Origin of the sequence: Streptomyces curacoi, from assembly GCF_001513975.1 — a bacterium.
GTDB classification, from domain to species: domain Bacteria; phylum Actinomycetota; class Actinomycetes; order Streptomycetales; family Streptomycetaceae; genus Streptomyces; species Streptomyces curacoi.
The window spans coordinates 208103-233487 of the sequence record NZ_KQ947985.1 but is presented as its reverse complement, the minus strand read 5'-3'; the positions used below and the strand labels follow the sequence as shown (position 1 = coordinate 233487).

The 25385-nt window shown below is 71.0% G+C and carries 21 protein-coding genes, 1 tRNA gene and 2 pseudogenes; 13 read left to right on the top strand and 11 right to left on the bottom strand.

The genetic code is table 11. The features are described 5' to 3' along the window. The first annotated feature begins 124 nt into the window (after positions 1 to 124). The 3 genes and pseudogenes from AQI70_RS06535 (at position 125) to AQI70_RS06525 (ending at position 2360) form a co-directional block, all read left to right on the top strand. The gene (locus tag AQI70_RS06535) at positions 125 to 574 is read left to right on the top strand and encodes an ATP-binding protein (RefSeq protein ID WP_062145423.1); all 450 of its coding nucleotides are present in this window, start codon (positions 125 to 127) and stop codon (positions 572 to 574) included. An 89-nt stretch (positions 575 to 663) separates the two neighbouring features. Further along, positions 664 to 1509, top strand: a pseudogene (locus AQI70_RS06530) (peptidase associated/transthyretin-like domain-containing protein). An 11-nt stretch (positions 1510 to 1520) separates the two neighbouring features. Then, positions 1521 to 2360, top strand: coding sequence for a triphosphoribosyl-dephospho-CoA synthase (locus tag AQI70_RS06525; protein ID WP_062145421.1), 840 nt, complete (start codon positions 1521 to 1523; stop codon positions 2358 to 2360). Here AQI70_RS06525 and AQI70_RS06520 read toward each other — a convergent pair. The 4 genes from AQI70_RS06520 to AQI70_RS06505 all read right to left on the bottom strand — a co-directional run bounded on the left by AQI70_RS06520 (position 2335) and on the right by AQI70_RS06505 (position 8259). Continuing rightward, positions 2335 to 3564, bottom strand: a complete 1230-nt coding sequence (locus AQI70_RS06520; protein ID WP_062145419.1) for an MFS transporter — start codon at positions 3562 to 3564, stop codon at positions 2335 to 2337. The two genes, AQI70_RS06525 and AQI70_RS06520, sit on opposite strands and share 26 nt — an antisense overlap. A 118-nt stretch (positions 3565 to 3682) precedes the next feature. Next, the gene (pdxR, locus tag AQI70_RS06515; RefSeq protein WP_208607305.1) at positions 3683 to 5029 is read right to left on the bottom strand and encodes a MocR-like pyridoxine biosynthesis transcription factor PdxR; all 1347 of its coding nucleotides are present in this window, start codon (positions 5027 to 5029) and stop codon (positions 3683 to 3685) included. 105 nt (positions 5030 to 5134) lie between these two features. Further along, positions 5135 to 6628, bottom strand: coding sequence for an aminopeptidase P family protein (locus AQI70_RS06510; protein WP_062145415.1), 1494 nt, complete (start codon positions 6626 to 6628; stop codon positions 5135 to 5137). 119 nt (positions 6629 to 6747) lie between these two features. Beyond that, positions 6748 to 8259 carry a PP2C family protein-serine/threonine phosphatase gene (locus AQI70_RS06505; RefSeq protein WP_079051177.1) on the bottom strand — a complete coding sequence of 504 codons (1512 nt, stop codon included), beginning with the start codon at positions 8257 to 8259 and terminating at the stop codon, positions 6748 to 6750. 503 nt (positions 8260 to 8762) lie between these two features. Here AQI70_RS06505 and AQI70_RS06500 point away from each other — a divergent pair. Next, the gene (locus AQI70_RS06500; protein ID WP_062145412.1) at positions 8763 to 9422 is read left to right on the top strand and encodes a bifunctional DNA primase/polymerase; all 660 of its coding nucleotides are present in this window, start codon (positions 8763 to 8765) and stop codon (positions 9420 to 9422) included. 56 nt (positions 9423 to 9478) lie between these two features. Then, positions 9479 to 10084 carry a hypothetical protein gene (locus tag AQI70_RS06495; protein ID WP_167358884.1) on the top strand — a complete coding sequence of 202 codons (606 nt, stop codon included), beginning with the start codon at positions 9479 to 9481 and terminating at the stop codon, positions 10082 to 10084. A 273-nt stretch (positions 10085 to 10357) separates the two neighbouring features. Here AQI70_RS06495 and AQI70_RS06490 read toward each other — a convergent pair whose 3' ends face one another. The 3 genes from AQI70_RS06490 to AQI70_RS06480 form a co-directional block, all read right to left on the bottom strand. Beyond that, a complete protein-coding gene (locus AQI70_RS06490) occupies positions 10358 to 11347 on the bottom strand; it encodes a DUF5926 family protein (protein ID WP_062145409.1) in 990 nt (329 codons plus the stop codon). 152 nt (positions 11348 to 11499) lie between these two features. Beyond that, positions 11500 to 12138 (bottom strand): ATP-binding protein, encoded by a 639-nt coding sequence (locus tag AQI70_RS06485; protein ID WP_062145407.1) that lies wholly within the window; start codon positions 12136 to 12138, stop codon positions 11500 to 11502. A gap of 215 nt (positions 12139 to 12353) precedes the next feature. Further along, a complete protein-coding gene (locus AQI70_RS06480) occupies positions 12354 to 13181 on the bottom strand; it encodes a glycerophosphodiester phosphodiesterase (RefSeq protein WP_062145405.1) in 828 nt (275 codons plus the stop codon). Between the two features lie 280 nt (positions 13182 to 13461). Between AQI70_RS06480 and AQI70_RS06475 the strand changes: the two genes are divergently transcribed. The 5 genes from AQI70_RS06475 (at position 13462) to AQI70_RS06455 (ending at position 19354) form a co-directional block, all read left to right on the top strand. Beyond that, complete coding sequence (locus AQI70_RS06475; protein WP_062145403.1) at positions 13462 to 15138, top strand: S1C family serine protease; 1677 nt, start codon at positions 13462 to 13464, stop codon at positions 15136 to 15138. 253 nt (positions 15139 to 15391) lie between these two features. Continuing rightward, positions 15392 to 16906 (top strand): serine/threonine-protein kinase, encoded by a 1515-nt coding sequence (locus AQI70_RS06470; protein WP_062145401.1) that lies wholly within the window; start codon positions 15392 to 15394, stop codon positions 16904 to 16906. A gap of 161 nt (positions 16907 to 17067) precedes the next feature. Beyond that, positions 17068 to 17823, top strand: a complete 756-nt coding sequence (locus AQI70_RS06465) for a GntR family transcriptional regulator (RefSeq protein WP_062145400.1) — start codon at positions 17068 to 17070, stop codon at positions 17821 to 17823. Between the two features lie 22 nt (positions 17824 to 17845). Beyond that, positions 17846 to 19108 carry an MFS transporter gene (locus tag AQI70_RS06460; RefSeq protein WP_062145398.1) on the top strand — a complete coding sequence of 421 codons (1263 nt, stop codon included), beginning with the start codon at positions 17846 to 17848 and terminating at the stop codon, positions 19106 to 19108. 161 nt (positions 19109 to 19269) lie between these two features. After that, positions 19270 to 19354: transfer RNA gene (locus tag AQI70_RS06455), tRNA-Ser, on the top strand. A gap of 85 nt (positions 19355 to 19439) precedes the next feature. On the opposite strand, the gene AQI70_RS06450 is transcribed toward AQI70_RS06455, so the two are convergent. The 4 genes and pseudogenes from AQI70_RS06450 to AQI70_RS06435 form a co-directional block, all read right to left on the bottom strand. After that, positions 19440 to 19802 carry an amphi-Trp domain-containing protein gene (locus tag AQI70_RS06450; protein ID WP_062145396.1) on the bottom strand — a complete coding sequence of 121 codons (363 nt, stop codon included), beginning with the start codon at positions 19800 to 19802 and terminating at the stop codon, positions 19440 to 19442. A 122-nt stretch (positions 19803 to 19924) separates the two neighbouring features. Continuing rightward, positions 19925 to 20454 (bottom strand): annotated as a pseudogene (locus tag AQI70_RS06445) (DinB family protein). 93 nt (positions 20455 to 20547) lie between these two features. Further along, positions 20548 to 20979, bottom strand: a complete 432-nt coding sequence (locus AQI70_RS06440) for a hypothetical protein (RefSeq protein ID WP_062145394.1) — start codon at positions 20977 to 20979, stop codon at positions 20548 to 20550. Between the two features lie 75 nt (positions 20980 to 21054). Then, positions 21055 to 21921: a bifunctional DNA primase/polymerase gene (locus tag AQI70_RS06435; RefSeq protein ID WP_062145393.1), complete on the bottom strand. Its 867-nt coding sequence runs from the start codon at positions 21919 to 21921 to the stop codon at positions 21055 to 21057. A gap of 881 nt (positions 21922 to 22802) precedes the next feature. Here AQI70_RS06435 and AQI70_RS06430 point away from each other — a divergent pair. From AQI70_RS06430 to AQI70_RS06420, 3 genes are read left to right on the top strand one after another with little or no spacing between them, the layout of a single operon-like run. Beyond that, positions 22803 to 23753 carry a bifunctional MaoC family dehydratase N-terminal/OB-fold nucleic acid binding domain-containing protein gene (locus AQI70_RS06430; protein WP_244181498.1) on the top strand — a complete coding sequence of 317 codons (951 nt, stop codon included), beginning with the start codon at positions 22803 to 22805 and terminating at the stop codon, positions 23751 to 23753. Continuing rightward, on the top strand, positions 23750 to 24169 hold the full coding sequence (locus AQI70_RS06425) for a MaoC family dehydratase (protein WP_062145391.1): 420 nt from the start codon (positions 23750 to 23752) through the stop codon (positions 24167 to 24169). Before AQI70_RS06430 ends, AQI70_RS06425 begins: the two co-directional genes overlap by 4 nt. Continuing rightward, positions 24166 to 25332: a lipid-transfer protein gene (locus AQI70_RS06420; RefSeq protein ID WP_062145389.1), complete on the top strand. Its 1167-nt coding sequence runs from the start codon at positions 24166 to 24168 to the stop codon at positions 25330 to 25332. The genes AQI70_RS06425 and AQI70_RS06420 overlap by 4 nt, the downstream gene beginning before the upstream one ends. Positions 25333 to 25385: the final 53 nt, after the last annotated feature.

The window sequence follows — 25385 nt, the reverse complement described above, 5'->3', positions numbered from 1 at the left end:
CATACACCGATTCCCGTGTGGGCGCATCGGCCATATGGGCGGCATCACGTCAATGATGTGCTTACACCCGGGCACTCGGGGCAATACGTAACGGTATGTCGAGCCGCGGCCAGGAGGCTGGAGCATGAGCATCTGGTGGTCACTCCATCTGCGGCGGGAAGCCGCGAGCGTGCCGCTCGCCCGGCGCTTGCTGCTCGGCACCATGGAGACCGCGGGCGTCGACCCGGACGTGTCGTACGACCTCTCCGTGGCCCTCAGCGAGGCCTGCGCGAACGCCGTCGAACACGGCGGCGACACCGCACCCGACGGCACCTGCGAGGCGTACCGTGTCACGGCGTACCTGGACGGCGAGAAGTGCCACATCGAGGTCGCCGACTCGGGCCCCGGCTTCACCGCCCCGCACCGCGCGCCCCGCCCGGCGGCGACCGAGGCCGAGCACGGCCGGGGACTGTGTCTCATCGAGCAACTCGCCGACCACGTCCAGATCGGCAACAAGCCGGGCCGGAGCGGGGCCGTGGTGAGCTTCGACAAGATCCTCAAGTGGCGGGAGGACGCACCGCTGGTGGCGGTGTAGCGCTGCCGGCTTCAGCTTCCTGAGGACTCACAGGCACCGCACAGCGCCATCCCAAGCTGCTGATGGCCGACGTCCCTGATTTCCTGGCCATGACGGGAAACCACAGGGACAGGCCGACAAACCACAGGGACAGGTCGATCACCCGGCGCCGCGCCATCGCGGTGACCGGAGGCACGGTCGCGGCGGGCGGGCTCGCCGTCGCCCGTTACCAGGCGGCCTTCGCCGACACGGGAACGACCACCGCCGACACGGGAACGACCACCGCCGACACCGGAACGACCACCAACGACACCGCCACGACGGCCACCTCGACCGCCTCGGAAAGCTCCGGCGCCTGTATGACGCTGATGTCGAGCGTCACCGAAGCCCCTACTACCTCGACGGCGCCCTGGTGAGAAAGGACATCACCGAGGGCAAGAGCGGCGTCCCGCTGACGCTGCGCCTGACCGTCGTCGACGCCACCGACGGCTGCACCCCGGTCCCCGGCGCGGCCGTGGAGATCTGGCACTGCGACGCCTGGGGCTACTACTCCGGCTACACCACGGCCAACCCCGGCGGCTCCGCGCCCGCGGAGAGCGAGGACGGCTCGACCGCCGACGACAACGCCTCTTCTTCGACGACGGGATCGCCCAGGAGATCTTCACGCTGGAGCCCTACTCAAGCACTCCGGCAGCTACACCACCCTCGACAACGACATGGTGTACGACGGCGGCGGCGCCTCCAGCGGCCTGCTGACCCTCAAGCCGGTCAAGAAGGCCGACCCGTCCCAGGGCTACAAGGGCTTCCTCACCCTCGGCATCGACCCCGACGCCGAGAACACCGGCGCGGGCAGCGGCGGTGGTGGGGAGGGCGGTGGCGAGGGCGGTACGCCGCCGAGTGGCGCGCCGACCGGTACCCCGCCCAGCGACGCCCCGTCGGCCTCGGCCTCCTCGTAGGGGTTACGGCCATGAGCAGCCGCGAGGACGAGGCGCTGGCCCGGGCGGCCGTGACCGCGCTGACCGGGCAGCTGGCCCTGGCTCCCAAGCCGGGCCTGCCCGACCCCCGCGACCTCGGCGCCCGCATCACCCACCGGGACCACCGCATGCTGCGCTGGTCGGCCAAGGCGCTCACGCCGGGCCTCGCGGCGATGGCCGCCGTCGCTTGGCGCACGGGCGAGCCGACGCCCGGGCTCCGTACGGAACTCGGCGCGATCGGCAGGTGCACCGAGCACTCGGTGCGTCTCGCGGGCGGCGGGCACCGGGGCGCGCTGTGGGCGCTCGGCCTGCTGGTCGCCGCGACGGCGCTCGACCCCCGGGCCGGTGCGCGGGACGTCGCCGCGACCGCCAAGCGGATCGCCGCGCACACCGACAAGCGCGCCCCGCGCAGGCCGTCCCGGGGCTCCTCGGTGTCCGCCAAGTACGGCGCCGCCGGCGCCCGGGGCGAGGCCCGGGCCGGATTCCCGCACGTACGGCGGGCGTTGGACGCGCTGGCCATCGCCCGCTCGGCCGGCGCCACGGAGGAGCAGGCCCGCCTGGACGCCCTGCTCACCGTGATGTCCACCCTCCAGGACACCGAACTCCTCCACACCGCAGGCCCACTCGGCCTGCGGCACGTCCAGGCGGGCGCCCGCGGGGTCCTGGCGGCGGGCGGTACGGCCACCGAGGCGGGCGCGGCGGCACTGGCCGCCCTCGACGCCGACCTGCACGCGCGCGCGTGGAGCCCGCGGGGGAGTGCGGGACTGCTCGCGGGGGCGCTGTTCCTGGACTCGCTTCCGGCGCCGCTCAGTTCGCGAGCACGGGCTGCGTGAGCTCGTGCCGCACCCGGGTGCCGGCGGCCCACCTCGCCGCCGGCCCCATGGCGTACGACGCGGCCAGCGTCAAGGCGCCCAGCAGCAGCCAGCCCGGCGTCCCCCACCCCACCAGCAGCGAGGTCAGCACGAGCGGCCCCAGCGTCCGCGCCACGGTCACCCCCGTCCCGAAGAACCCCTGGTACTCACCCACCCGATCCGCCGGAGCCAGCTCGAAGGACAGCAGCCAGGACCCCGCCGACTGCCCCATCTCGGCAACGACCTGAAGCACGGCCCCGGCCACCAGCACCCCGGCGGCCACCCACGGTGAGGCTCCCGCCGACAGCGCGAACACCGCGCACGCCGCCAGCATCAGCCACCCCGACCACCGCACCGCGCGCGTGGCCGACGAAAGCCCGGTGACGCCGCCCGCCAAGCGCACCTGGAAGGCCATCACCGCCCCGGTGTTGAGCACGAACAGCGCGGAGACCGACCACGCCGGCGCGTCCGTCCGCTCGGCGATCCACAGCGGCAGCCCGAGGCTGAGCAGCGGCATCCGCAGCAGCAGGACGGTGTTGAGCAGGGTGACCAGGGCGTACGGGCGGTCACGCAGGACGCCGAGGGCGTCATGGGTCCGCACGGGCCCGGGCGCCACCACCGGCAGCCTCGTCAGCACCCCGGCACACACGACGAAGCTCACCGCGTCCAACGCGAACACGCCGAGATACGCCTCCCGCGTACCGGCGTTCAGCGCCAGCCCGCCCAGCGCCGCCCCCACCGCCAGCCCCGCGTTTAGAGTGGACTGCAGATACGCGAGCAGCCCGGTGCGCTCCCCGGCGGACACCAGCCCGGCCAGGAGCGCCTGCCGGGCGGCGGCCAGCCCCGACTGGGCGGTCGCGTACGCGCACGCGGCCACGACGAACGGCACGAAGCCACGGACGACGAGGAAGGAGGCCACCGCCAGCGCCGTCGCCAGCGCGAGCAGCACCGCCGTGCCCCGTGGCCCGCGCCGGTCGGCGAGCCGCCCGAGCGGCACCCCCGCCAGCGAGCCGACCGCCCATGCGACGGTCAGCCCGAGCCCCACCCGCGCGGGTGCGAGGCCGACGACATGGGTGAAGTACAGCGCCGAGGTCACGTAGTAGGCGCCGTCACCGATCGAGTTGGCCAACTGGGCCGACGCCAGGACGCGTCGCGGGCCTGCGGGCGGGAGGAGGCGGGTTGTCATGCCGACGACGCTAGAGCCGCCATGGGCCACTCGACAGGCCCAATACACAGGCATCTCAGTGGCCCAATTACGGGCGTCTCAGTGGCCCAGTTCAGGCCTCCACCTCAGTGGGCCCAGTTCAGGCCCCGTCCAGCACCTTCCCCAGCGCCGCCAAGGCCTGCGGATACACCCGCTCCCGAGGCGTCCCGTACCCCACGACAAGCCCCTGCCGCCGCCCTTGCCCGCCCTCCGGCGCATGCCAGTGCTCCCCCAGACGCCCCACCGCGAGCCCTTCCGCCTCCGCCCGCGCCAGCACCCGCGCCTCGTCGTCGACCTCCACCAGCGCGTGCAGCCCGGCCGCGATCCCGCGCACCTGCCGACGCGCTCCCAGCCGGTCCAGCAGCTGATCCCGGCGCCGCCGGTACCGCAGTCGGCACGCCCGCACATGCCGGTCGTACGCATGGCTGTCGATCAGCTCGGCGAGCGCCAACTGCCCGATGGACTCGGTGTGATGGTCGCTGTGCAGCTTGGCGTCGGCGACGGCGTCGACCAGGTGCGGCGGCAGCACCATCCAGCCGAGCCGCAGCGCGGGCCCGAGCGTCTTCGAGGCGGTCCCCAGATACACCACCTGCCCCGGCGCCATCCCTTGCAACGCCCCGACGGGCTGGCGGTCGTAGCGGAACTCCCCGTCGTAGTCGTCCTCGACGATCAGCCCGCCACGCGCGCGTGCCCAGTCGCCGAGCGCCCGCCGCCGCTCGGGGTGGAGCGTCACACCGGTCGGGTACTGATGCGCGGGCGTCACGACCACGGCCGTACAGTCCCCCAACTCCTCGGCGCGCGCTCCCCGTTCGTCGACACGCACGGGCACGACGACGCCCCCGTTGCGCCGCACGACCTCGCGGTGGAAGGGCAGCCCCGGATCCTCCATGGCGACGGCCCCGCCCTCCAGCACGCGCGTGAGCAGCGCCAGACCCTGCACATACCCGGAGGTGATCACGATCCGCTCCGGCGGCGCGATCACCCCACGCGCCCGCCCCAGGTACCCCGAGAGCGCGGTCCGCAGCTCGATACGCCCGCGCGGATCGCCGTAGTCGTACGCCAGCGAGGGCGCCGTGGCGATCGCCCGCCGCAGCGCCCGCAACCAGGCAGCCGCCGGGAACGCCCCCACGTCCGGGCTCCCCGGCCGCAGATCGAAACGCGGCTCACGCGCGCGTGCGGCGGCCTCCGGCGGCTCGGCGTCGACGGGAGGCAGCGAGGCGACCCGCGTACCGGACCCCTGCCGCGCGGTCAGGTACCCCTCGGCGACGAGCTGGTCGTAAGCGGCCTTGACGGTGTTCCGCGAGACGCCGAGCTCGTCCGCGAGCCGACGGGTGGCGGGCAGCCGAGCGCCAGGGGCGAGCCGCCCGTCCCGAACGGCATCGCGCAGGGCACGCTCCAGCCCCGCACGACGCCCGTCACCGGCGTCGGCATCCAGATGCAGGTCCACCCCGACGCCGCCAGGGACGCGGGAAACTGCGCGACCGGCCACACACCACCCCCAGACCGCGACGATGGCCGGGTACCCCTTCGGTACCCGGCCATCAATCCGACGTCAGCCCTTCAGAGCGGCCATCCAGCTCTCGACCTCGTCCGACCGCCGAGGCAGCCCGGCGCTCATGTTCCGGTTCCCGTCCTCCGTCACCAGAATGTCGTCCTCGATCCGCACGCCGATGCCCCGGTACTCCTCCGGCACGGTCAGGTCGTCGGCCTGGAAGTACAGCCCCGGCTCGACGGTCAGCACCATGCCGGGCTCCAGCACGCCCTCCACGTACGTCTCGGTCCGCGCGGCCGCACAGTCGTGCACGTCCATCCCGAGCATGTGCCCGGTCCCGTGCAGCGTCCACCGCCGCTGCAGCCCGAGCTCCAGCACCCGCTCGACCGGCCCCTCGACGAGCCCCCACTCGACGAGCCGCTCGGCGAGCACCCGCTGCGCCGCGTCATGGAAGTCCCGGTACTTCGCACCCGGCTGCACGGCCGCGATACCGGCCTCCTGGGCGTCGTACACGGCGTCGTAGATCTTCTTCTGGATCTCGCTGTAGCGGCCGTTGATCGGCAGCGTGCGGGTGACGTCGGCGGTGTAGTACGTGTGCGTCTCGACGCCCGCGTCGAGCAGCAGCAGATCACCCGAGCGCACCGGCCCGTCGTTGCGTACCCAGTGCAGCGTGCAGGCGTGCGGGCCGGCCGCGCAGATGGAGCCGTAGCCGACATCGTTGCCCTCCACCCGCGCGCGGAGGAAGAACGTGCCCTCGATGTAGCGCTCGGAGGTCGCCTCGGCCTTGTCGAGGACCTTCACCACGTCCTCGAAGCCGCGCACGGTCGAGTCGACGGCCTTCTGCAGCTCGCCGATCTCGAACTCGTCCTTGATCAGCCGCGCCTCGGAGAGGAAGACACGCAGCTCCTCGTCGCGCTCGGCGGTGACCTTGTCGGTCAGCGCGGCCTCGATGCCGGCGTCGTAGCCGCGGACGACCCGCACGGGGCCCGTCGCCTCGCGCAGCTTGCCGGCCAGCTCGCGCACGTCGGACGCGGGGATGCCGTACAGCTTCTCCGCCTCGGTGAGCGAGTGCCGGCGGCCGACCCACAGCTCGCCCTGGCCGGACAGCCAGAACTCGCCGTTCTCCCGGTCGGAGCGGGGCAGGAGGTAGATCGTGGCCTCGTGGCCGCCCGCGACGGGCTCCAGCACGAGCACGCCGTCCTCGGTCTGGTTGCCGGTGAGGTACGCGTACTCGACCGACGCCCGGAAGGGGTATTCGGTGTCGTTCGAGCGGACCTTCAGGTTGCCCGCGGGGATCACCAGACGCTCACCCGGGAAGCGCGCCGAGAGCGCGGAGCGCCGCGCGGCGGTCTCGCCGGCCTGGGGGATCGGCGCCAGGTCGCGCAGCTCCGTGTCGGCCCAGCCGGACTTCATGTTCTCGGCGAGCTCGTCGGACACGCCCGGGTACAGGCCGTTCTTGCGCTGCTTGATGGGCTCTTCGGCGCTCTCTTCCGGGCCCGCTGCGGTAGCAGCAGGATCAGTTGCTGCCGGGGTGAGCTCGTCGGCCACGGTCATCCTCCTCGATACGGCACTGGACCCCCTCCATCGTACGGTCGTACAGAAGGGGGCTCAGGGCCAGAATGACTGTTACGGCGAGCTGCTATGCCGACGGCACCGAACCTGTTATGTCCGCCTCACTCGAACCGAGCCGCCAGCAGTACGACGTCCTCCTCGCTGTCCGCCCGGTCCCGCCCGTCCGGCAGGACCGTCCGCAGGACATGGTCGACGACCGCGTCCGGATCTCGCCGCAGGGCCCTCGGCACCCCGGCCGCCGCCGAGTGCAGCCGGGCGAAGGCGCGGTCGGTGGGGTCGCCGGTGCGGTGCAGCAGCCCGTCGGTGTAGAGCAGAACCGTCTCTCCGGCTTCGGCCGTCAGCTCCACGCTCGGCGCCTCCCAGCAGGCCAGCATGCCCAGCGGCGCGGACACGGAGGTCTCCACGTACTCCGTGCGCCGCTCGCCGATCAGCAGCGGCGGGGTGTGTCCGGCACCGGCGAGGGTGATCTTGCGCAGAGCGGGCTCGCAGTAGGCGAACAGGGCGGTGGCGGAGCGGGCGGGCTCGGTGAGTCTGAGCAGCAGTTCCAGATCGGACAGGACCGCGACCGGGTCCTCGCCCTCCATGACGGCGTACGCCCGCAGTGACGCCCTCAGCCGTCCCATCGCGGCGACCGCGCTGGGCCCGGAGCCGGTCACCGAGCCGACCGCCAGGCCGAGCGCGGCGTCGGGCAGGGGCAGCGCGTCGTACCAGTCGCCGCCCCCGCGCGGGCCGGTGCGGTGCCGGGCGGCGAGCTGGACGCCGGCCATGCGGGGCAGGCGGGAGGGGAGCAGCTCCTCGGCCATCGTCCGCATGCACGCGCGCGTGCGCTCGACTTCGAGGAGCCGGGCGAGGTGTTCGGCGGCGTAGCGGACGTACAGACCGACGAGGTGGCGTCGGCGCTCGCTGGGTTCGGCGGGCTCGTCGTACAGCCACACGGCGGCGCCGAGGCGGCCGGCCGTCCTGGTGGACAGGGGGAGGGCGTAGCTGGCGGCGTAGCCGAGGCGGGCGGCCACCTCGCGGTGGCGGGGGTCGAGGCCGTCCTCGGCGAACAGGTCCGGCTGGGCGATCTCACCGTCGCAGCCCGGCAGTCCGTCGAGGATCCTGCCGTACGACAGGGAGCTGCGCGGCACGGTCTCCATGTGACCGAGGTCGGCCCGGGCGAGGCCGAGGCCGATGGTGGTGTCGGGGCCCAGGCCGTCGGTGGGTTCCAGTACGACGAGACCGCGCCGGGCGCCCACGAGGGCGGCTCCGGCGCGCAGCAGTTCCTGGAGGGCTTCGGGGAGGGCGTCGGTGCGGGCCAGGCGTTCGGTGAGTTCGTGGAGGGTCGTGAGGTCCGAGACCCAGCCGGCGAGACGGTCCTGAAGCAGCACCCCGGGTGCGTTTGGTGGCGGGACCGCCGAGGTACCCGAGGCCGCGTGCGCGGGCGCGACAGTGTGTGCGGGCGAAGGAACCGTTGAATCGATTCCGGCCACTTTCGGAGGGTGAGGGGCGTTCATGGCGTCCGGCTTTCCGACCGGTGCGTATTGCTCAAAAGCATCGCAAACCCCCATGTCATTCTGCGCCGCTAGCAGTGTCTCCACATGTACACGCACTCGTGAGGGGATGTCCAGCATTGTCCTGCCGGGATTCCTGGTGTCCGTGGGTAACCGGAGCACTCGGCGTAGACCTCTTGCGTTAAGGCAAAGTTGGCTTAAAACTGCCTCGGGGAACGGGGTATTGCGGTCGACTGGTTTCGCTCGACGGAGCGTCACAGCGGTCGTGATGGGTACGTACTCGGTGAAGGCCAGGGGTGGTTGACGACCACCCGGAACCTGGTGACGGACCCGGGCGTCTTAGCCACCGACGGCCGTGCCCCATCCTCCCGTGGCGGAGGCGAAGAGAAATACGCGGGACGGCAGAACGCCAGACTTCGCCACCCCACGCCACGCCCATGCTTTTGATGGATGCAGTATGGACGAGGCTGCCGCGGAAGCAGCCAACGCTCGGCCCATAGGGGTTCCCCTTGCTCGTGGCAGGGGTGTGATGCGCCAACAGGTACGCACAGTGAAGTGATCGACACATGGTGTGATGTGGACCACGGTGTTGCCAGCGGTGCAACGGAAAGGAACGAGCGCTCATGCGCGAGATCCTCGGAAGGCGACGCAGGCTCCTGCGCGGCGACGGGCAGCCTGAATTGATCAGCGCGGCCCTGACCTTCGCTACGGAATGGCGCTGGCCGGTACTCCCGGGCGTGACGACGCAATCGCAGGGGCACTCCCGCTGCGGCTGCCCCAACCCGGAGTGCACGGTGCCCGGCGCGCACCCCTTCGATCCCGGACTCCTCGCGGCCACCACCGACGAGCGCATGGTGCGCTGGTGGTGGACCAACCGGCCCACGGCGCCGATCATCCTCGCCACCGGCGGCCAGGCCCCCTGCGCGGTCAGCCTCCCCGCCCTGCCGGCCGCTCACGCCCTCACCGCACTCGACCGCATGGGCATGCGCCTCGGCCCGGTCGTCGCCTCGCCCGCCCGCTGGGCGATCCTGGTGAAGCCGTACTCCATGGAACAGCTGGGCGAGCTGCTCTACGCCAAGGACTTCGTCCCCGGCTCCCTCCGCTTCCACGGGGAGGGCGGCTACATCGCCCTGCCGCCGTCGGAGACGGGCCAGGGCACCATCAGCTGGCAGTGCGCCCCGCTGCCCGGCTCGGCCTCCCCGTGGGTGCCGGATGTGGAGGCGGTGGTCGACGCCGTGGTCGAGGCCCTCACTCGTACGGGTGTGAGCGCGCCCGAGTTCTAGGGGTCTCCGGCGCGCGTGGAACGGCGCACGCGTGCGTGGTCGTTATCTTCCGCTGTATGCCGCGTCACGCTCAGACCCGCCGTCCAAGCTCTTCAAGAGTCCGTCTGCTCGCCCTCGCCGGCGGCGTGGCATGCGCGGTCGCGCTGCCGCTGGCCGTGGCGTCGGCGGGACCGGCGGACGACGAGGAGCGCGCCTCCGGGCATACGTCCCGTACGGCCGTGCGCCCTTCGGTACGTCCTTCCGCCGCCGACGCCAAGGCGTCCTCCCCCGACGCCAAGGCGTCCTCCGCCGAGCCCACCGGCTCCCCGCTGCTGCTCGACCTGGGCCTGGCCACCGCCGTCCGGTGCGGTCCGGAGCTCACCTCGCCGGAGGGCGTCGAGGCGCAGACCTGTGTCCTCACCCAGGGCGACGAGACGTGGGCGCGCTCCTACTTCCGCAACGCGACCGGCGGTGCGCTGGACTCCGTACTGAGCCTCATGGGGCCAGGCGGACGCACGTTGCAGATGCGCTGCGTCGTGGCCGCCGATGACGAGCCGGGGACGTGCGAGACGCCCCGGGAGCGGGTGCGGGGCGACAGGGACGCCTACACGGCGGTCGCGGAGTTCGCCGAGCGGGCCGGGCGCGGGGCGCTGCTGCTGCGGTCCGCGAGCAACTCCTCGTGAGCAATTCCGGGGCGCCTACCGGCAGTTGACATGCGGGGTCGTTCCGTAAAGGGACCCGCACAGGAAAAGACCCGGTTGCTGGCGACGGGGGATGCACCAGCAACCGGGCTACTGGAACGGTAACAAGAGATCGGCGGTTCGCAAATTCGATCCGGGCTTTCCAGTCACGGATTCCCTTGCTCCGCATGGGAGTTGTGATCGGACTCACCACTCCCGAACGGGGCCGGTTCGGCTGAACGGTCGGTCAGCCGAACCCGATCCCCGCCTCCCGCGTCAGCTGAGCGTGACCTGCCGGTTGGTCAGACCGCCACGCGCGCGACGCTCGTCCGCGGTGAGCGGAGCGTCGGTGGCCAGGGCCGCGGCGAGGCGCTCGGCGAACTCGGCGGCCGGCTTCTCCACGTCCTCCGCGCCGACGCCGCTCGGCAGGTCCCAGACCGGCACCGTGAGGCCGTGCGCCCGGAAGGAACCGACGAGCCGGGTGCCCTCGCCGAGGTTCGACCTCCCCGCCGCGTGCAGGCGGGCGAGGGCGTCCAGAAGCTGCTCCTCGGGGTGCGGCATGACCCAGCGCAGGTGGTTCTTGTCCGACGTCTCGCACCAGTAGGCGGCGTCCACGCCGGTCAGCTTCACGGTCGGGATGGCCGCGGCGTTGGCCCGCTCCAGGGAGGCGGCCACCTCCGGAGTGGCGTTCTCCGGGTCCGGGACCCAGAACTCGAAGCCCTTGTGCACAACTGGCTCGAACGTGCCATCCGGGTCGAGCAGATCCTGCAGCCGCGGACCGTCGGCCGGGGCGCGGCGGCCCTGGACCGGTGTGCCGGGCTGTGCGGTGAGGGCCTGCTGGAGGGTGTCGGCGAGGTCGCGGCTGATGTCACCCGACGCCGTGTCGTTCTGCAGGCCGAGCAGCACCGAGCCGTCGTCGCGGCGCAGGGCCGGCCAGGCCATCGGCAGGACGGTGGCCAGCGTGACGGACGGGACGCCCTCCGGGAGACCGCCCTTCAGGGTCAGCTCGACGGTGGCGGCAGGCACGAGCTCGCGCAGGGCCACCCAGTCGCACTCGCCCGGCAGTCCCTCGAACGGGCGCTGGACCAGCTCGGTCACCGCCTGGGCGGCGGCCCGGCCGTGGCAGGCCTTGTAGCGGCGGCCGCTGCCGCAGGGGCAGGGCTCGCGTGCGCCGACAACCGGAACGTCTCCATGAGCGCCTGCGGCGCGGGCTCCATCGCTGAGCTGCGGGCGCTTGGCCTTGGTCTGGGGTCGCTTCTTGGCCATCGTGGGTGTCTCCCGGTTACGGCTCGTCTCGTACGGGCGCGAGCCTAGCCGTTCACGCCATGACCGGCGGGAGCCTGTGGACAACCCACCGGGTCGTGCCGGGAGCCGAGCGGTCCGGGCCGCCTGCGGACCCGCTGCCGGACCCGGCACTCTCAGTCCAGGTCGTCGAAGGCGTCCGCGAAGTCGAGGCCGGGTATCGCGCCCACCGTCGGCGCTGCGACGCGCGTAGCGAAGTCGTCGCGGCGGTGCCCGGCGTCCGGATCATGAACGTCCCCGTGGACCACCACCCAGACGGTGACCTCGCCCCGGGCGTCGTCCCGTACGCCCCAGTCGTCGGCCAGGGCGGTGATGATGTTCAGCCCGCGGCCGCCGTGCGCGGTGACCGAGGGCGTGGCCGGAGCAGGGCGGGTGGGCCCGCCGCCGTCCGTCACCTCCACCGTGAGCCTGCCGCTCGCGTCCACACGCCAGGCGGCCCGCACGTCGCCGTCCCCGGCCAGCGCGTCACCCAGTGGTCGGCCGTGTTTGCACGCGTTGCTCAAGAGTTCGGAAAGAATCAGTACGGCGTCGTCGATGACCGATTCCGCAACGCCACCCATGCGCAACTGAGAGCGCATACGGTGTCTCGCTTCCCCCACGCCCGCAGGGCCATGGGGTACGGCCATGCTCGACGACGTGGGCACCTCCTGTGCCACCACCAACGCCACCCCCGAGACCTCCTTTGCCCCACGCCACGGTGTGGATGCCCCATTGGCCTGTACCGGAAACCGGCCAATCAACGCCCGGGGACGCATTCGCAACGATCGAATACGGACCGAACGCGCCGGAGCACTCCCCGTAATCGAGATGGCTGGAATTCGATGGTGTGGCCGAGAGTGGAGGATGGGGTTGGAGGGGTTGCCGGGTCAAGAGGTCGGACAGGGGTTGGTGAGGTTTAGGGGGTTTTCCGGTGCGCGGTTTGCCTGGGGGCGCGCGGGTCGTGCGGGGTCTGCTTCGGGACGCGCGCGGGTCAGCGGCCGAGCTGCTGGAGCACCGCGCGCGGGCGGTTGGTGATGATGGCGTCGACGCCCAGCTCGACGCAGAGGTCGACGTCCTCGGGCTCGTTGACGGTCCAGACGTGCACCTGGTGGCCGGCCCGCTTCAGGCGCTCCACATAGGCCGGGTGACTGCGCACGATCCGGATGGAGGGGCCCGCGATACGGACGCCCGCCGGCAGCCGTCCGTCCCGCAGCCGGGGTGAGACGAACTGCATCAGATAGACCGTCGGAAGCGTCGGCGAGGCGGCACGCACGCGATGCAGCGAGCGGGCCGAGAAGCTCATGACGCGCACCGGTGACGTGGCGGCCGAGGCGGGTGCGTCGAGCCCGAACCGCTTCAGCAGGAGCAGCAGCCGCTCCTCGACCTGCCCGGCCCAGCGTGTCGGGTGCTTGGTCTCGATCGCCAGCTCCACGCGCCGCCCCGCGTCGGCGACGAGCTTCAGCAGCCGCTCCAGAGTGAGGACCGAGGTGTCCTCGGGGTCCTCCGGCCGGAACTCCCAGTCCGGCTCCTCGGCGCGGTTCTTCCACGAGTCGCGGTTCTTGCGGGAGCCGAAGTCCAGGGCGGCGAGCTCGGCGAGTTCCAGGGCCGAGACCGCGCCGCGGCCGTTGGACGTACGGTTGACGCGGCGGTCGTGAACGCAGACGAGATGGCCGTCCGCGGTGAGGCGTACGTCGCATTCGAGGGCGTCCGCACCGTCCTCGATCGCCTTCTTGTACGCGGCCAGGGTGTGCTCGGGAGCGTCTTCGGAGGCTCCGCGGTGGGCGACGACTTGGATCTGGTGCTGCCGTGCGTGGGTCACCGCGTCATGGTGCCACCGCGCGTGGGTAGACGTGCGACCGGGAGGAGTCGTGAGGGCTCTGGGATTGCGCCCGTTTAGTCACACATGACCTATATAAAGAGTGGCCGCGGACCCACAGCCACCGCTTATGGTGCTCTGACGGCCCGTGGGAAAAGCTGACGGCATACAAAAAGGCATGCACAAAGCGCATGTACAGCTGAGCGCACCGGCCGTGGACAAGCGTGAACGGGCGTGACCGAGTGCGACCGAAGACAACAGCCGTGGATCGAGGAGAGAAGCTGTGAGCACCGAGAACGAGGGCGCCGCGGTACCCCCGGCCCCGTCCGCACCCCCCGTGCCGGTGGATGCTCCCGCTGCTCCGGCGTCCCAGGAGCACCCGGCTCACGAGGGCGGTGCCGCCCCCACCGCCCCACCCCCGCCGGTGCCGAACGGCACGCCGGCGAACTCGAACGGCACCCAGCCGTACGCCGCACCGGCGGCCTCCAACGGGTCTCAGCCGTCCGCGAACGGAGTCCAGCCGCCGGCCTCCCCTGAGCCCCAGCCGATCGCCGCCGAGCCGATCGCCGCCCAGCCGACGGCCGACCAGCAGACCGCCGCCGAGCCGATCGCCGCCCAGCCGATCGCCGCCCCGCCGATCGCCCACCAGGGGGCCGCGAACGGGGCTCAGCCGCCGGCCGCCCAGGGCTCGGCCCCCGACGCCTCCTGGCCGCCCCCGCCGCCGCCCGGCACACCGCCGTACGGGGACCACGGTGCCGCCGCAGGCGGTGCCGGTTTCGGTGCGGGCGGTGCCGGTGCGGGATCCGGCTGGGGTGCCACCTACCAGCAGCCGGCGCCGAAGTCCGGCCGCGGGCGCGGCGGTCTGCTCGCCGCGGTCCTCGTCGCCGCGCTGGTCGCGGGCGGCCTGGGCGGCGGCCTCGGCTACACCCTGGCCAAGAACGAGGACACCACTTCCTCGACGACCGTCTCCGCCGCCGACAGCGGGGGCGACATCAAGCGCGACCCGGGCACGGTCGCGGGCGTGGCCGCCAAGGCGCTGCCCAGCACCGTCACGATCCAGGCGGAGAGCAGCAGCGGCGAGGGCGGCACCGGCACCGGCTTCGTCTTCGATACCGAGGGCCACATCGTCACCAACAACCATGTGGTGGCCGACGCGGTCGACGGCGGCAAGCTCACGGCGACCTTCCCGAGCGGCAAGAAGTACGACGCGGAGGTCGTCGGCCACGCGCAGGGCTACGACGTGGCGGTCATCAAGCTCAAGGACGCCCCCTCGGACCTCAAGCCGCTGACGCTCGGCGACTCCGACAAGGTGGCGGTCGGCGACTCCACGATCGCGATCGGCGCCCCCTTCGGTCTCTCCAACACGGTCACCACGGGCATCATCAGCGCCAAGAACCGCCCGGTGGCCTCCAGCGACGGCACCGGCAGCAACGCCTCCTACATGAGCGCCCTGCAGACGGACGCCTCGATCAACCCCGGCAACTCCGGCGGCCCGCTGCTGGACGCGCAGGGCAACGTCATCGGCATCAACTCCGCGATCCAGTCCGCCGCCAACGGCCTGGGCGGCACCAGCCAGTCCGGCTCGATCGGCCTCGGCTTCGCCATTCCGATCAACCAGGCCGAGTACGTCGCCAAGCAGCTGATCAAGACCGGCAAGCCGGTCTACGCCAAGATCGGTGCGTCCGTCTCCCTGGAGGACACCACCGACGGCGCGAAGATCATCGAGCAGGGCGCCGGAGGCTCGGACGCGGTGGAGGCGGGCGGCCCCGCAGCCAAGGCGGGTCTGAAGCCCGGTGATGTCATCACCAAGCTCGACGACAGGGTGATCGACTCCGGCCCCACCCTGATCGGCGAGATCTGGACCCACAAGCCCGGCGACAGGGTCACGATCACCTACGAACGGGACGGCCAGTCCCGCACGGTCGAACTCACCCTGGGCTCACGTACGGGCGACAGCTGACGCCACCGGCCACGCGCGCGTACCTCGCACTCCGACAAGAGCGGACCCGACGCGCGCGTGCCCCTCTCTTCCTCTGGTCCCCCTTCCACTGGTCCCCGCCTTGCGGGGACCAGTGGAAGGCGCGCCGACGGCCGTTGAGCGACCGGTTACCGTGTCGATCCACTCGGATGGACTATCGTGCCTTCTCGACCTCGACTGTTCGCGAATGGGAAGCACCACGCGACAGGGACACAGAGAAGGGGACGGTCTCGCGGTGTCCGATCTTGGGCGGCTCGTCGCCGACCGGTACCTGCTGGTGGAGCGGGTGGGCAGCGGCGGCATGGGCACCGTGTGGCGGGCCGAGGACAAGCTGCTGGGCCGCCACGTTGCTCTGAAGAAGCTGCACATCCCGCCCCACCTGCAGGACGACGAGATCCGCACCCTCTACGAGCGCACCCGCCGCGAGGCCCGCAGCGCCGCCCGGATCACCCACCCGAACGTGATCGTGGTGCACGACGTGCTCGACGACGAGGGCCTGCCCTGCATCGTCATGGAGTACATACCCTCCGTCACACTGAGCGACGTCCTGAAGCGGCGGGGTGCGCTGCCGCCCGCCGAAGCCGCCCGGATCGGCTGTGCCATGGCCGCGGCCCTGCGCGCCGCCCACAGTGCCGGGGTTCTGCACCGGGACGTCAAACCCGCCAACGTCCTGCTCGGCGACGACGGGCGGATCGTCCTCACCGACTTCGGGATCGCCATGGAGTCGGGAACGTCGTCACTGACCAAGCCCGGCGAGCTGATCGGCTCCATCTGCTACCTGGCGCCCGAACGCCTCCGGAGCGCAGACACCGAGCCCGGCCCCGCCAGTGATCTGTGGGCCCTCGGGGCGACGCTGTACCAGGCGGTCGAGGGGCGGGACGCGTTCCGCCGCGACACCCCGATCGAGACCGCGTACTCCATCGTCACCGACCCCTACGAGCCTCCGCGCAACGCCGGGGACCTGACCCCGGTGATCGACGGGCTGCTGGTCAAGGACCCCGGCCGGCGCATGGACGTGCACGAGGTCGAGCGCCGCCTGGGCGAGGTGGCCGGCACCCGAACCGCCCGCGTCGATCCGCCCACACGGCCGGAGCGTGCCGGCGAGCCCGCCCCTTCCGGACGGAACAGCAGCGGCAACCGCCGCCGTACGGTACTGCTGTCGGCCCTGGCGGTGACCCTCACCGCCTGCCTGGCGGGCGGCACCCTGTGGTGGCTCGACGGCAGGGCGGACCAGCGGCGTACGCAGGCGTCCGGGGCCGACGCCGCCACCCCCTCTCCCAGCACCACGACCCCGCCGCCGCTCCCCGCCGGATACCACCTCCAGAAGGTGGGCAGCGGCCTCTCCGTGCCCGTGCGGGACGGCTGGAGCAGGAAGACGCTGCCCGGTGGTGAGCTCGTCTACATCGACCCGTCGGAACTGGTGGGCCTGCGGGTCAACGTCGTCGAGTTCGCGGGCACGGATCCCGTACGGCACTGGCGGGAGACGGAGGAGGAGCAGACCCGTCGCGACAATCCCGGCTATGAACGGGTGAGGATGGCCGCGACGACTTTCCGCGGACGGCCCGCCGGGTACTGGGAGTTCACCTTCGACGGCCGGGCGCGTAAGTACCGGGCGGCGGAACTGGCTTTCGCGAGCGCCGACGGCACGCAGTACGTGATCTACCTCTCCGCGCCGGACGCGGAATGGCACAAGTACCGGCCGGTTTTCGACACCGCCACCAACGGAGTCCGCTTGAGCGACGAGTCCTGAGTGGGGAGTCCTGAGCGACAAGTCCGCTCTGTTCCGCTGCTCTGTTCCGCTGCCAAGCACCGAACGTATTTCTACTCCAGTAGCTTTCGTCCGCTGCAGTAGCTTGCCAACGCCGCCTGGAATCACCCGCGGCCGTGCAGCAGAGCAACCGGAGAGTCCACATGCCCCGAGAGGCGCCGTACCTTGCCGTGGCCGACGTGCTGCGCGTACGGATTCTCGCGGGAGAGTGGCAGATCGGGGAGCGGCTGCCGTCGCGCGTACGACTCGCCCAGGAGTACGGGGTCGGGCGCAACGTCATGCAGAGGGCCGTGGACCGTTTGATCGCCGAGGGCCTTCTCGAAGGCCGGGCGGGGTCGGGCACCTACGTCCGTGTGCCGCGCGAGCGTCTGCGGATAGTCCGTTCCCGGCACCGCGAACGCCGGGCTTCCTCCGGCATCGGCACACCAACGGAGCGGGGCAGGGCCAACGCCTGGGATTCCCACAGCCAGGTGCGCGTCCCCGCACCTGAGGCAATCGCCGAGCGGCTCGCCATCAGCCCCGGAGGTCTCTGCGCCAACACCCATTACGAGTTCCTCGCCGACGGCCAGCCCGTCCAGCTTTCCGCGTCCTGGGAGCCGATGGCCATCACGGACGGAACGCCGATCGTCCTGCCGGAAATGGGCCCCCTAGCGGGAAAGGGAGTGGTCGAGCGTATGCGCTCGATCGGCGTGGTCGTCGAGACCGTGGTCGAGCTGCCGCGCCCCGCTCGTGCCACCCAGCCCCAGGCCAACCTTTTGGGGATCAGTGTCGGAGACCTGGTGCTCCATATCGAGCGGACCATCTACGACACCGACGGACGTCCGGTGGAAACCGCCGACATCGTCATTCCGGACGCGCGCCGGGAAGTGGTTTACGAATTCGCAGTCGACCGCCCGTAGCAGCGACAGAAAGGTGACCCGAATGTCGATTCCGTCCCGGCTCGGCCTCTTACGCGATCCGGACTTCGGGCGTCTGTTCGCCGCCACCGCGCTCGGCCAGCTGGGCGACCGCATCATTTTTCTGGCGTTGCCTCTCGTCGCCATCGTGGCTTTGAAGGCCGATGAGTTCCAGGTCGGACTGCTGACCGCGATGACCACGGCAGGATCCCTCCTGGTCGGGCTGCCGGCGGGCGCGTGGGTGGACCGTATGCGCAAGCGATCGGTGATGATAGGAGCCGACTTTTCAAGGGCGCTGGTCCTTTTGACGGTACCGCTGGCGTGGTGGGCAGACGTCCTGACGATCTGGTTGCTCTGCGCCGCCGCATTGACTCACGGAGTGCTGACCGTCTTTTTCGATGTCGCGTACGTCAGCTATCTACCGCACTTGGTGGGACGCGCAAATCTTGTGGAAGGGAACTCGAAGCTCTCGGCAATACGCTCGGTGACCAGTATCGGCGGGCCGGCGGTGGCAGGGCCACTGATCGGCTGGGTCGGAGCCCCGGTGACGCTCTTGGCGAGTTCCGCCGGAATGGCCATGTCCGGTCTCCTGGCCATCCGTATCCGCAAGCGTGAACAGACGCCGGAGCCGAGCGAGGGCTCTCGACTGGGGCGGGACATCAAGGAGGGGCTGAAGTTCGTTCTCAGGAATTCCGCCCTGCGCGCGATCATGCTGGGCGACGCGGTATTCAACCTCTTCCTGATTATGTATCAGACCATGTTGCTGGTCTTCTTGGAAAGGGAGGCAGGGCTTGAATCCTTCGGCATCGGGCTCATTCTGTCGGGCATGGGCTGCGGTGCCTTACTGGGTGCACTGTTGGCCACCAAAGTCTCGAACTTGATCGGACAAGGTCCGGTCATCTGGCTGGCGTCACTCGTCACCTGCCCGCTGACAGTTCTGATGCCCTTGGCGCGACCGGGGTGGAGTGTGTATGTGGCTGCGCTCGGACTCGCGGCCCTTTCGCTGGGCGGAGTCGTCCGCTTCGTGGCTCAAGCAAGCTTTCAACAGGCCCTCACACCGGACCGCCTTCTGGGTCGGATGAGTGCGACAGCTCGCTTCGTGTCCTGGGGCGGCATTCCTGTGGGCGGAGTCGTGGGTGGGGCCTCGGGTTCTGTGTTCGGGGCAACGGCCACGTTGTGGATCGGGGCAGCCGGCATGACACTGAGCGTCTTCCCGGTACTCCTCTCACCGGTTCGCACCATGCGGGAGTTGCCCAAGGTGAAGGACCCCACGGGCGTGCCGCTCTGAGATTGGTTCAGGCCTCCCTGTGGTTCGGTCAAGACCCCCTTTGGACTGTGGCGGCCCGTGGGGGTCGTGCGGCGGTGTGGGCCCCGTGCGGACCACGGCCCCCGCGTGACGCCGGAGGCCGGTAGGCTGTAGCCGCTCCGCCCCAGGTGGGCCGGGGCCGAGGTGGGTTGCCCGAGCGGCCTAAGGGAACGGTCTTGAAAACCGTCGTGGCGCGAGTCACCGTGGGTTCAAATCCCACACCCACCGCTTGTCAGGCGACATAAGGCCAGGTGAGAAGGGGTGCCCGGGTTTCCGGCGCCCCTTCCTGGCACGTCTCAGGACTTCGTGGCGTTTACTTCTTTGCGGCGGTCCGCTTGGCCGTTCTGCCTCCGCCGGTGCCGGTTCGCCTGGGACGGGAAGCCGCGCTCTTCCGCCTGTCCCCGGTCTTCTCCGCCCCTGCTGCCGCCTCCGGCGACGTCCCGGCGGCCGATGCGGTCGGCCACTTGAACTCGATCTCCAGCTCGATCTCGCCCTCACTGACCTCGACCTCGATTTCGCCGCGCAGGTCGGCGGGGATCCGCAGGCTCAGCTTCCATGGATCGAGTGCGAGTTCGGCATCCCCGCCTTGCCGTAGCGCCGTCGCGAGGGCCTCGAGCTGATCGGCCGCCTCAAGGCGCGACAGCGAGCGCTTTTGCTCCAGCTTGAGGTCCGTCATGGCGTCTCCGATCCAGAGCGAACAGCAGCTACTGCCCTACTGCCCTGCTGTCCATTTTGGCGCCCTTTGCCGGATGGGACATCTCGCGGGAATGCCCCTTCACCCAGCGTCGGTGGTGAGGATCAGCGTGCCGATCGCTGTGTCCGCAGCAGCCTCAGCTGTCCGATCTCCGCGACATTCTTCATCAGCTCGGCGTTCACCCAGCCGATCATGTGGGTGACGGTGTACTGGGGGTCGTTCGGCCAAGGGGAACGGCGCCGTGGCGTCCAGGTCCGTGTTGTCGAGTCGGCCCAGCGCCGCCAGCCAGTCCACACGGAGGCCGCGCAGCCAGGCGACAGTGGCCTCTCCGCCGCCCGGCCAGGTGATGTCGGTCCGTTCCCTGGGCGGGCGGCCCCGCAGATGGTCGGCGGCCACGCTCCACCAGAAGCCGATGTGCCGGCTCACCCAGGCGATGGTCGGCACCCGGACGGGGTCGGGCTCGGTCTCGGCCCAGTCCGGCACCCAGGTGCCGTCGGCGGCCCGGCGTACCGTCCATCAGTGCGGTGCCGGTTCCCAGAGGAACTCCTCGGGCCGGAGCCGGTCAAGGTGGTACTCGACAACGCCCAGGTGAGGTCGAACTGCCGCGCAGCAGCTCACGTTGGGAAACGCTCATCGACCGACCCTGGCATACCTGCTTGCCTGCGCGCGAAGCCGTTTTTCCCTCCACTTTTCGTGTTTTGCCGCTGTTTCCCGCCACGGGCCGTATTTAGAGCTCGTAGTCCCGAGCCAGCTCCTCCCACGGAACCTCCCGCAGCGCCTCCTCCGCGTCGCATCCCGACGGCACGTGCGGGGTGGGCTGGAACCAGATGATCGTGAGGGCGGAGCGGTACAGGATCGGGTCGTGGTCGCGGTCGAGGGCCGTGGAGCGGAAGGCGCCGACGCAGGCCACCGCGGGCATCACCTCGACCGGTCCGAACGCGCCGGCGTACTGGTCGGGGTAGTCGCGGGGCGGCGGGACGAGGTGCACCGGCGTGGCGGGGTGGGCCTCTTCGGCGGCGCGCAGGAGGCCCTTGATCTTCATCTCGTTGACCAGCTTGCACGGGTAGCCCTCCAGCATCCCGCCGTACGTCGAGGAGAGCCACAGCTCGGAGAGGTCGATCGAGCGGCCGGACATGAGGACGAGGCGGGTCAGCGACATGGTCGGCACCCTAGGGCGGCGGTGCATCGATCTCCCCTGAATTTCGAGGCCTGTCGGACGCCGGGCCGGTCCCCGTCAGGGCCGGTGCCCCATCATCCGCGCCGCCGACGCGATCGTCGCGCGGGCCTCGCGTTCGGTCAGGCCGGTGTTGAGGGCCGCCTCGACGAGGGGCTCGACGAGGGCGGGGCCGATGCCGTCCTCGTAGGCGCGGCAGGCCGCCCAGAACAGACGGGTGTTGCGCTGACCCTCGTGGGCGGCGAGCACGAACTGGACGAGCCCCTGCCCGTGTCCGCCGGTCGACGGGGGCGTGGGGTGGTGGGTGCGCGGTGGGGGGAGGAGCAGGCGCAGGAGGGCGCGCGGACAGGGCGCGGGGGCGATGTGGGAGGTGCCGGGAGCGGTGCTGTACACGCCGTGGTCGGTGCGGGAGCCGGGGCCCACGAGGTAGCCACCGGCTCCTCGGATGTCGATGCCGGGTGCGAGACGTCCCGCCGAGTTGGGGACGACGACGTCGGGCGGGCCGGTCAGCCAGAGGTGGCGGCCGCCGCTCGGGGTCAGGACGACCACCGTCGGCGGAATCGTGAACAGGTGGCGAAGGGCCAGTACGCGCAGGGCGGCCGAGGAGTCCGTACCGGATTTGGTGTCGAGGTCGATGCCGATCAGGTGGTGCGGGGGCAGTCCGCACGCGATGCCGTAGCCCGTCGCCCAGGGGGCGGCCGCGAAGAGTTCGCGGATGCGGGCCGGGTCGGTGGAGGCGTCGTAGACCCCGTGCCCGAAGCGCCCGCACTCGCCGTGGCAGGGGGCGGGAGCGGGGTCGTCGCGGTGCGGGGAGCGCAGGGCCGGGAGCTTCGTCCGGGACAGGGGGATGACGGCCAGTCCGCGTTCGGCGGCTGACAGGGCGTGTGCGAGGGCCAGCGTCGTGGCCTGCCGGTCGGTGGTGGCCATGCCTCTATGTTCGTACGAATGTTCGAAAAAGGAAAGGGGCACTCGGGTGCTCCGTCGGTGATTCGCGGGTCGGGGGGGGATGGGTCCGGAAGTCTGCGGCGGGTGCTTCGCCCCTGGTGGGGCTTGGGTGGAGCTCTTCGCGCTACCCGGGTCCGGGGGCTGGAAGTGACGAAAATGGTTTATCGACTAGTCATCACGCTTCAGGGCGAATAGCGGCTTCCAGGGTGGTTCGCCGGGGATTCGGTGGGCAACTCTGATCTCGCGACGTCGTGTACGACTCCGGGGCGGTCGACCAACTGCCTTGGAACGAGCAGTGCTTCATGCACCACGTGTGCGCCCGGCGGGGAGCCTGGGCGTACCTGTTCTGGAGGAACGACATGGCAAGCATCCGTACCGCCCGCGTCATCGCCGCGGTCTCCGCCATTCCGCTCGCCGCCGCCCTCGAACCGGAGCAGCACGGCCCAGGTCAACGGCTCCGCGTCCACGTCCGTCAACCAGGGCGACGACAACGCGGCCGTCCACTTCACGCCGCTGTGGTGGTGAGCTGAGGTGAGCTGAGAGGGTCGGTGCCCCGGTGCTCATGCACCGGCCCTCTCGATCTGTGTGGGTGTGCTCTGTGTGGGTGTGCTTTGTGTGGGTGTGCTTTGTGGGGTGTAACGCGTCTGCGCGGCGGTACTTCGGTGCCGCCGCGCAGGCGTTTTCAGGCGTCTCCGGGCGGCCTTGACAGCGTGCGCTATCTGACGGACAGTCAGAAACCTTCGTAGGGGCTTCGTGGCAGTGCAGCGGCTGGCCCCGAACTCGTGGGAACCGGATCGGCGGTCGCGGTGTACCAGAAGTGTCAGCGCGATGCGCCGTGGGGCGATGAGGACGAGGGGGCGACGGTGAAGTACGAGCTGGGGCTGAGCCATGACAGGGAAGCGATCGACGAGCTGGAGACACGGCTGAAGGCCTATGAGGGCCGGCCGGCCGCTGTAGCCGGCGTGGGCAAGGACCCCGTCAACGCGCCCATGATCCGGCACTGGTGCGAGGCCATGGGCGACACCAACCCGGCGTACTCGGGACCGGACGCGATCGCCCCGCCCACCATGCTCCAGGCGTGGACCATGGGCGGCCTCTCCGGCCATACGGGACGCACCCAGACGTACGAGGAGCTGCTCGGTCTGCTCGACGAGGCGGGGTACACCTCGGTGGTCGCCACGGACTGCGAGCAGGACTATCTACGGCCCCTGCGGCCCGGGGACGAGATCTCCTTCGACTCGGTGATCGAGTCGGTGTCGGAGAAGAAGACGACGAAGCTCGGCACGGGCTACTTCGTCACGACCCGCATGGACATCCGCGCCGGCCCCGACCTCGCGGGCACTCACCGCTTCCGCATCCTCAAGTACGCACCCCGGCGTCAGGCAGGTCGGCCAGGCGCGCGGAAGCAGCCCTCTCGCCCGCGCCCCGTCGTGAACCGCGACAACGCCGGCTTCTGGGAGGGCGTCCGGCAGCACAGACTGCTCATCCAGCGCTGCACCGGCTGCGGCGCCCTGCGCCACCCCTGGCTGCCCGGCTGCAACGCCTGCGGCGGCCTGGACTGGGACACGGTCGAGGCGAGCGGCGAGGGCACGGTCTATTCGTACGTCGTGATGCACCACCCGCCGTTCCCGGCCTTCGACCCTCCTTACGCGGTCGGCTTGATCGAGCTGGCGGAAGGCGTGCGGATGATCGGCAACGTAGCCGGAGTGCCGTACGACAAGGTCCGGATCGGACTGCCGGTGCGACTCGGATTCCAGGAGTACGACGAGGAGTTGGTGCTGCCGATCTGGCGGGTCCGGGAGGAGACGGTATGAACGCCGGGGACGAACTGCCGCCGCTGGAGCTGGAGATCACCCGCACACTGATCGTCGCCGGTGCCATCGCCTCGCGCGACTACCAGGACGTGCACCACGACGCGGAGCTGGCCCGCCAGAAGGGCTCCCCCGACATCTTCATGAACATCCTGACGACGAACGGCCTGGTCGGCCGCTACATCACCGATCACTTCGGACCGACGGCCGTACTGCGCAGGGTGGCCATACGGCTCGGGGCGCCCAACTACCCGGGAGACACCATGGTGCTCAGGGGCACGGTCGAGGAGGTCGACGACGACACGGCGACGGTACGGGTGGTCGGCGCGAACAGCATCGGCAGACATGTGACCGGCACGGTGACGGTCACCGTCCCGGCGGGGACGACGGCCACAGTCCCGTCGGCGGGCCCGGCATGAGCGTCCGTGCGCGGGACGCCCTCGCCGGGCGGGCGGCGATCGTCGGGGTCGGGGCCACCGAGTTCTCCAAGGACTCGGGCCGCAGCGAGCTCCGGCTGGCCGTGGAGGCGGTGCGGGCCGCGCTGGACGACGCGGGGCTGACGCCCGGGGACGTGGACGGGATGGTGACGTTCACGATGGACACCAGCCCGGAGATCACCGTGGCCCAGGCCTGCGGGATGGGAGAGCTGTCCTTCTTCTCCCGTGTCCACTACGGCGGCGGGGCGGCCTGCGCGACCGTCCAGCAGGCGGCGCTCGCCGTGGCGACGGGGGTCGCCGAGGTGGTGGTCTGCTACCGGGCGTTCAACGAGCGGTCGGGGCGGCGCTTCGGCTCGGGAGTGCAGCATCGGGAGCCGTCGGCGGAGGGCGTGGCGCTCGGCTGGTCGCTGCCGTTCGGGCTGCTCACGCCCGCGTCGTGGGTGGCGATGGCGGCCCAGCGGTATCTGTACACGTACGGGCTGACGCCGGAGGTGTTCGGGCATGTGGCGGTCATGGACCGCAGGTACGCGGCGACCAACCCGGCCGCGTACTTCCACGGCAGACCCATCACCCTCGCCGACCACGCGGCCTCGCGCTGGATCGTCGAGCCGCTGCGGCTGCTGGACTGCTGCCAGGAGACGGACGGCGGCCAGGCGCTCGTCGTCACGTCCATCGACCGGGCCCGCGACCTGCCCCACCCGCCGGCCGTCATAGCGGCGGCGGCCCAGGGCGCCGGCCGCGGGCAGGAGCAGATGACGAGCTTCTACCGGGACGACCTCACCGGCCTGCCGGAGATGGCCGTGGTGGCGCGGCAACTGTGGCGGACGGCGGGGCTGGGGCCGGGGGAGATCGACGTGGGGATCCTGTACGACCACTTCACGCCGTTCGTACTGATGCAGTTGGAGGAGTTCGGGTTCTGCGGAAAGGGGGAGGCCGGAGACTTCGTCGCCGCGGAGCGGCTGCCGCTCAACACCCACGGAGGGCAGCTGGGCGAGGCGTATCTGCACGGGATGAACGGCATCGCGGAGGGGGTGAAGCAGGTGTGGGGGACGTCCGTGAACCAGATAGCCGGGGCAGCCCGGGTGCTGGTGACGGCGGGCACGGGGGTGCCGACGTCGGGGCTGGTCCTTACTGCCGACGGGTGACCTGGGCCTTGTCGCGGGCGGGACAGCTGGTCCTGCCGCCGGTTGGTGGGGCC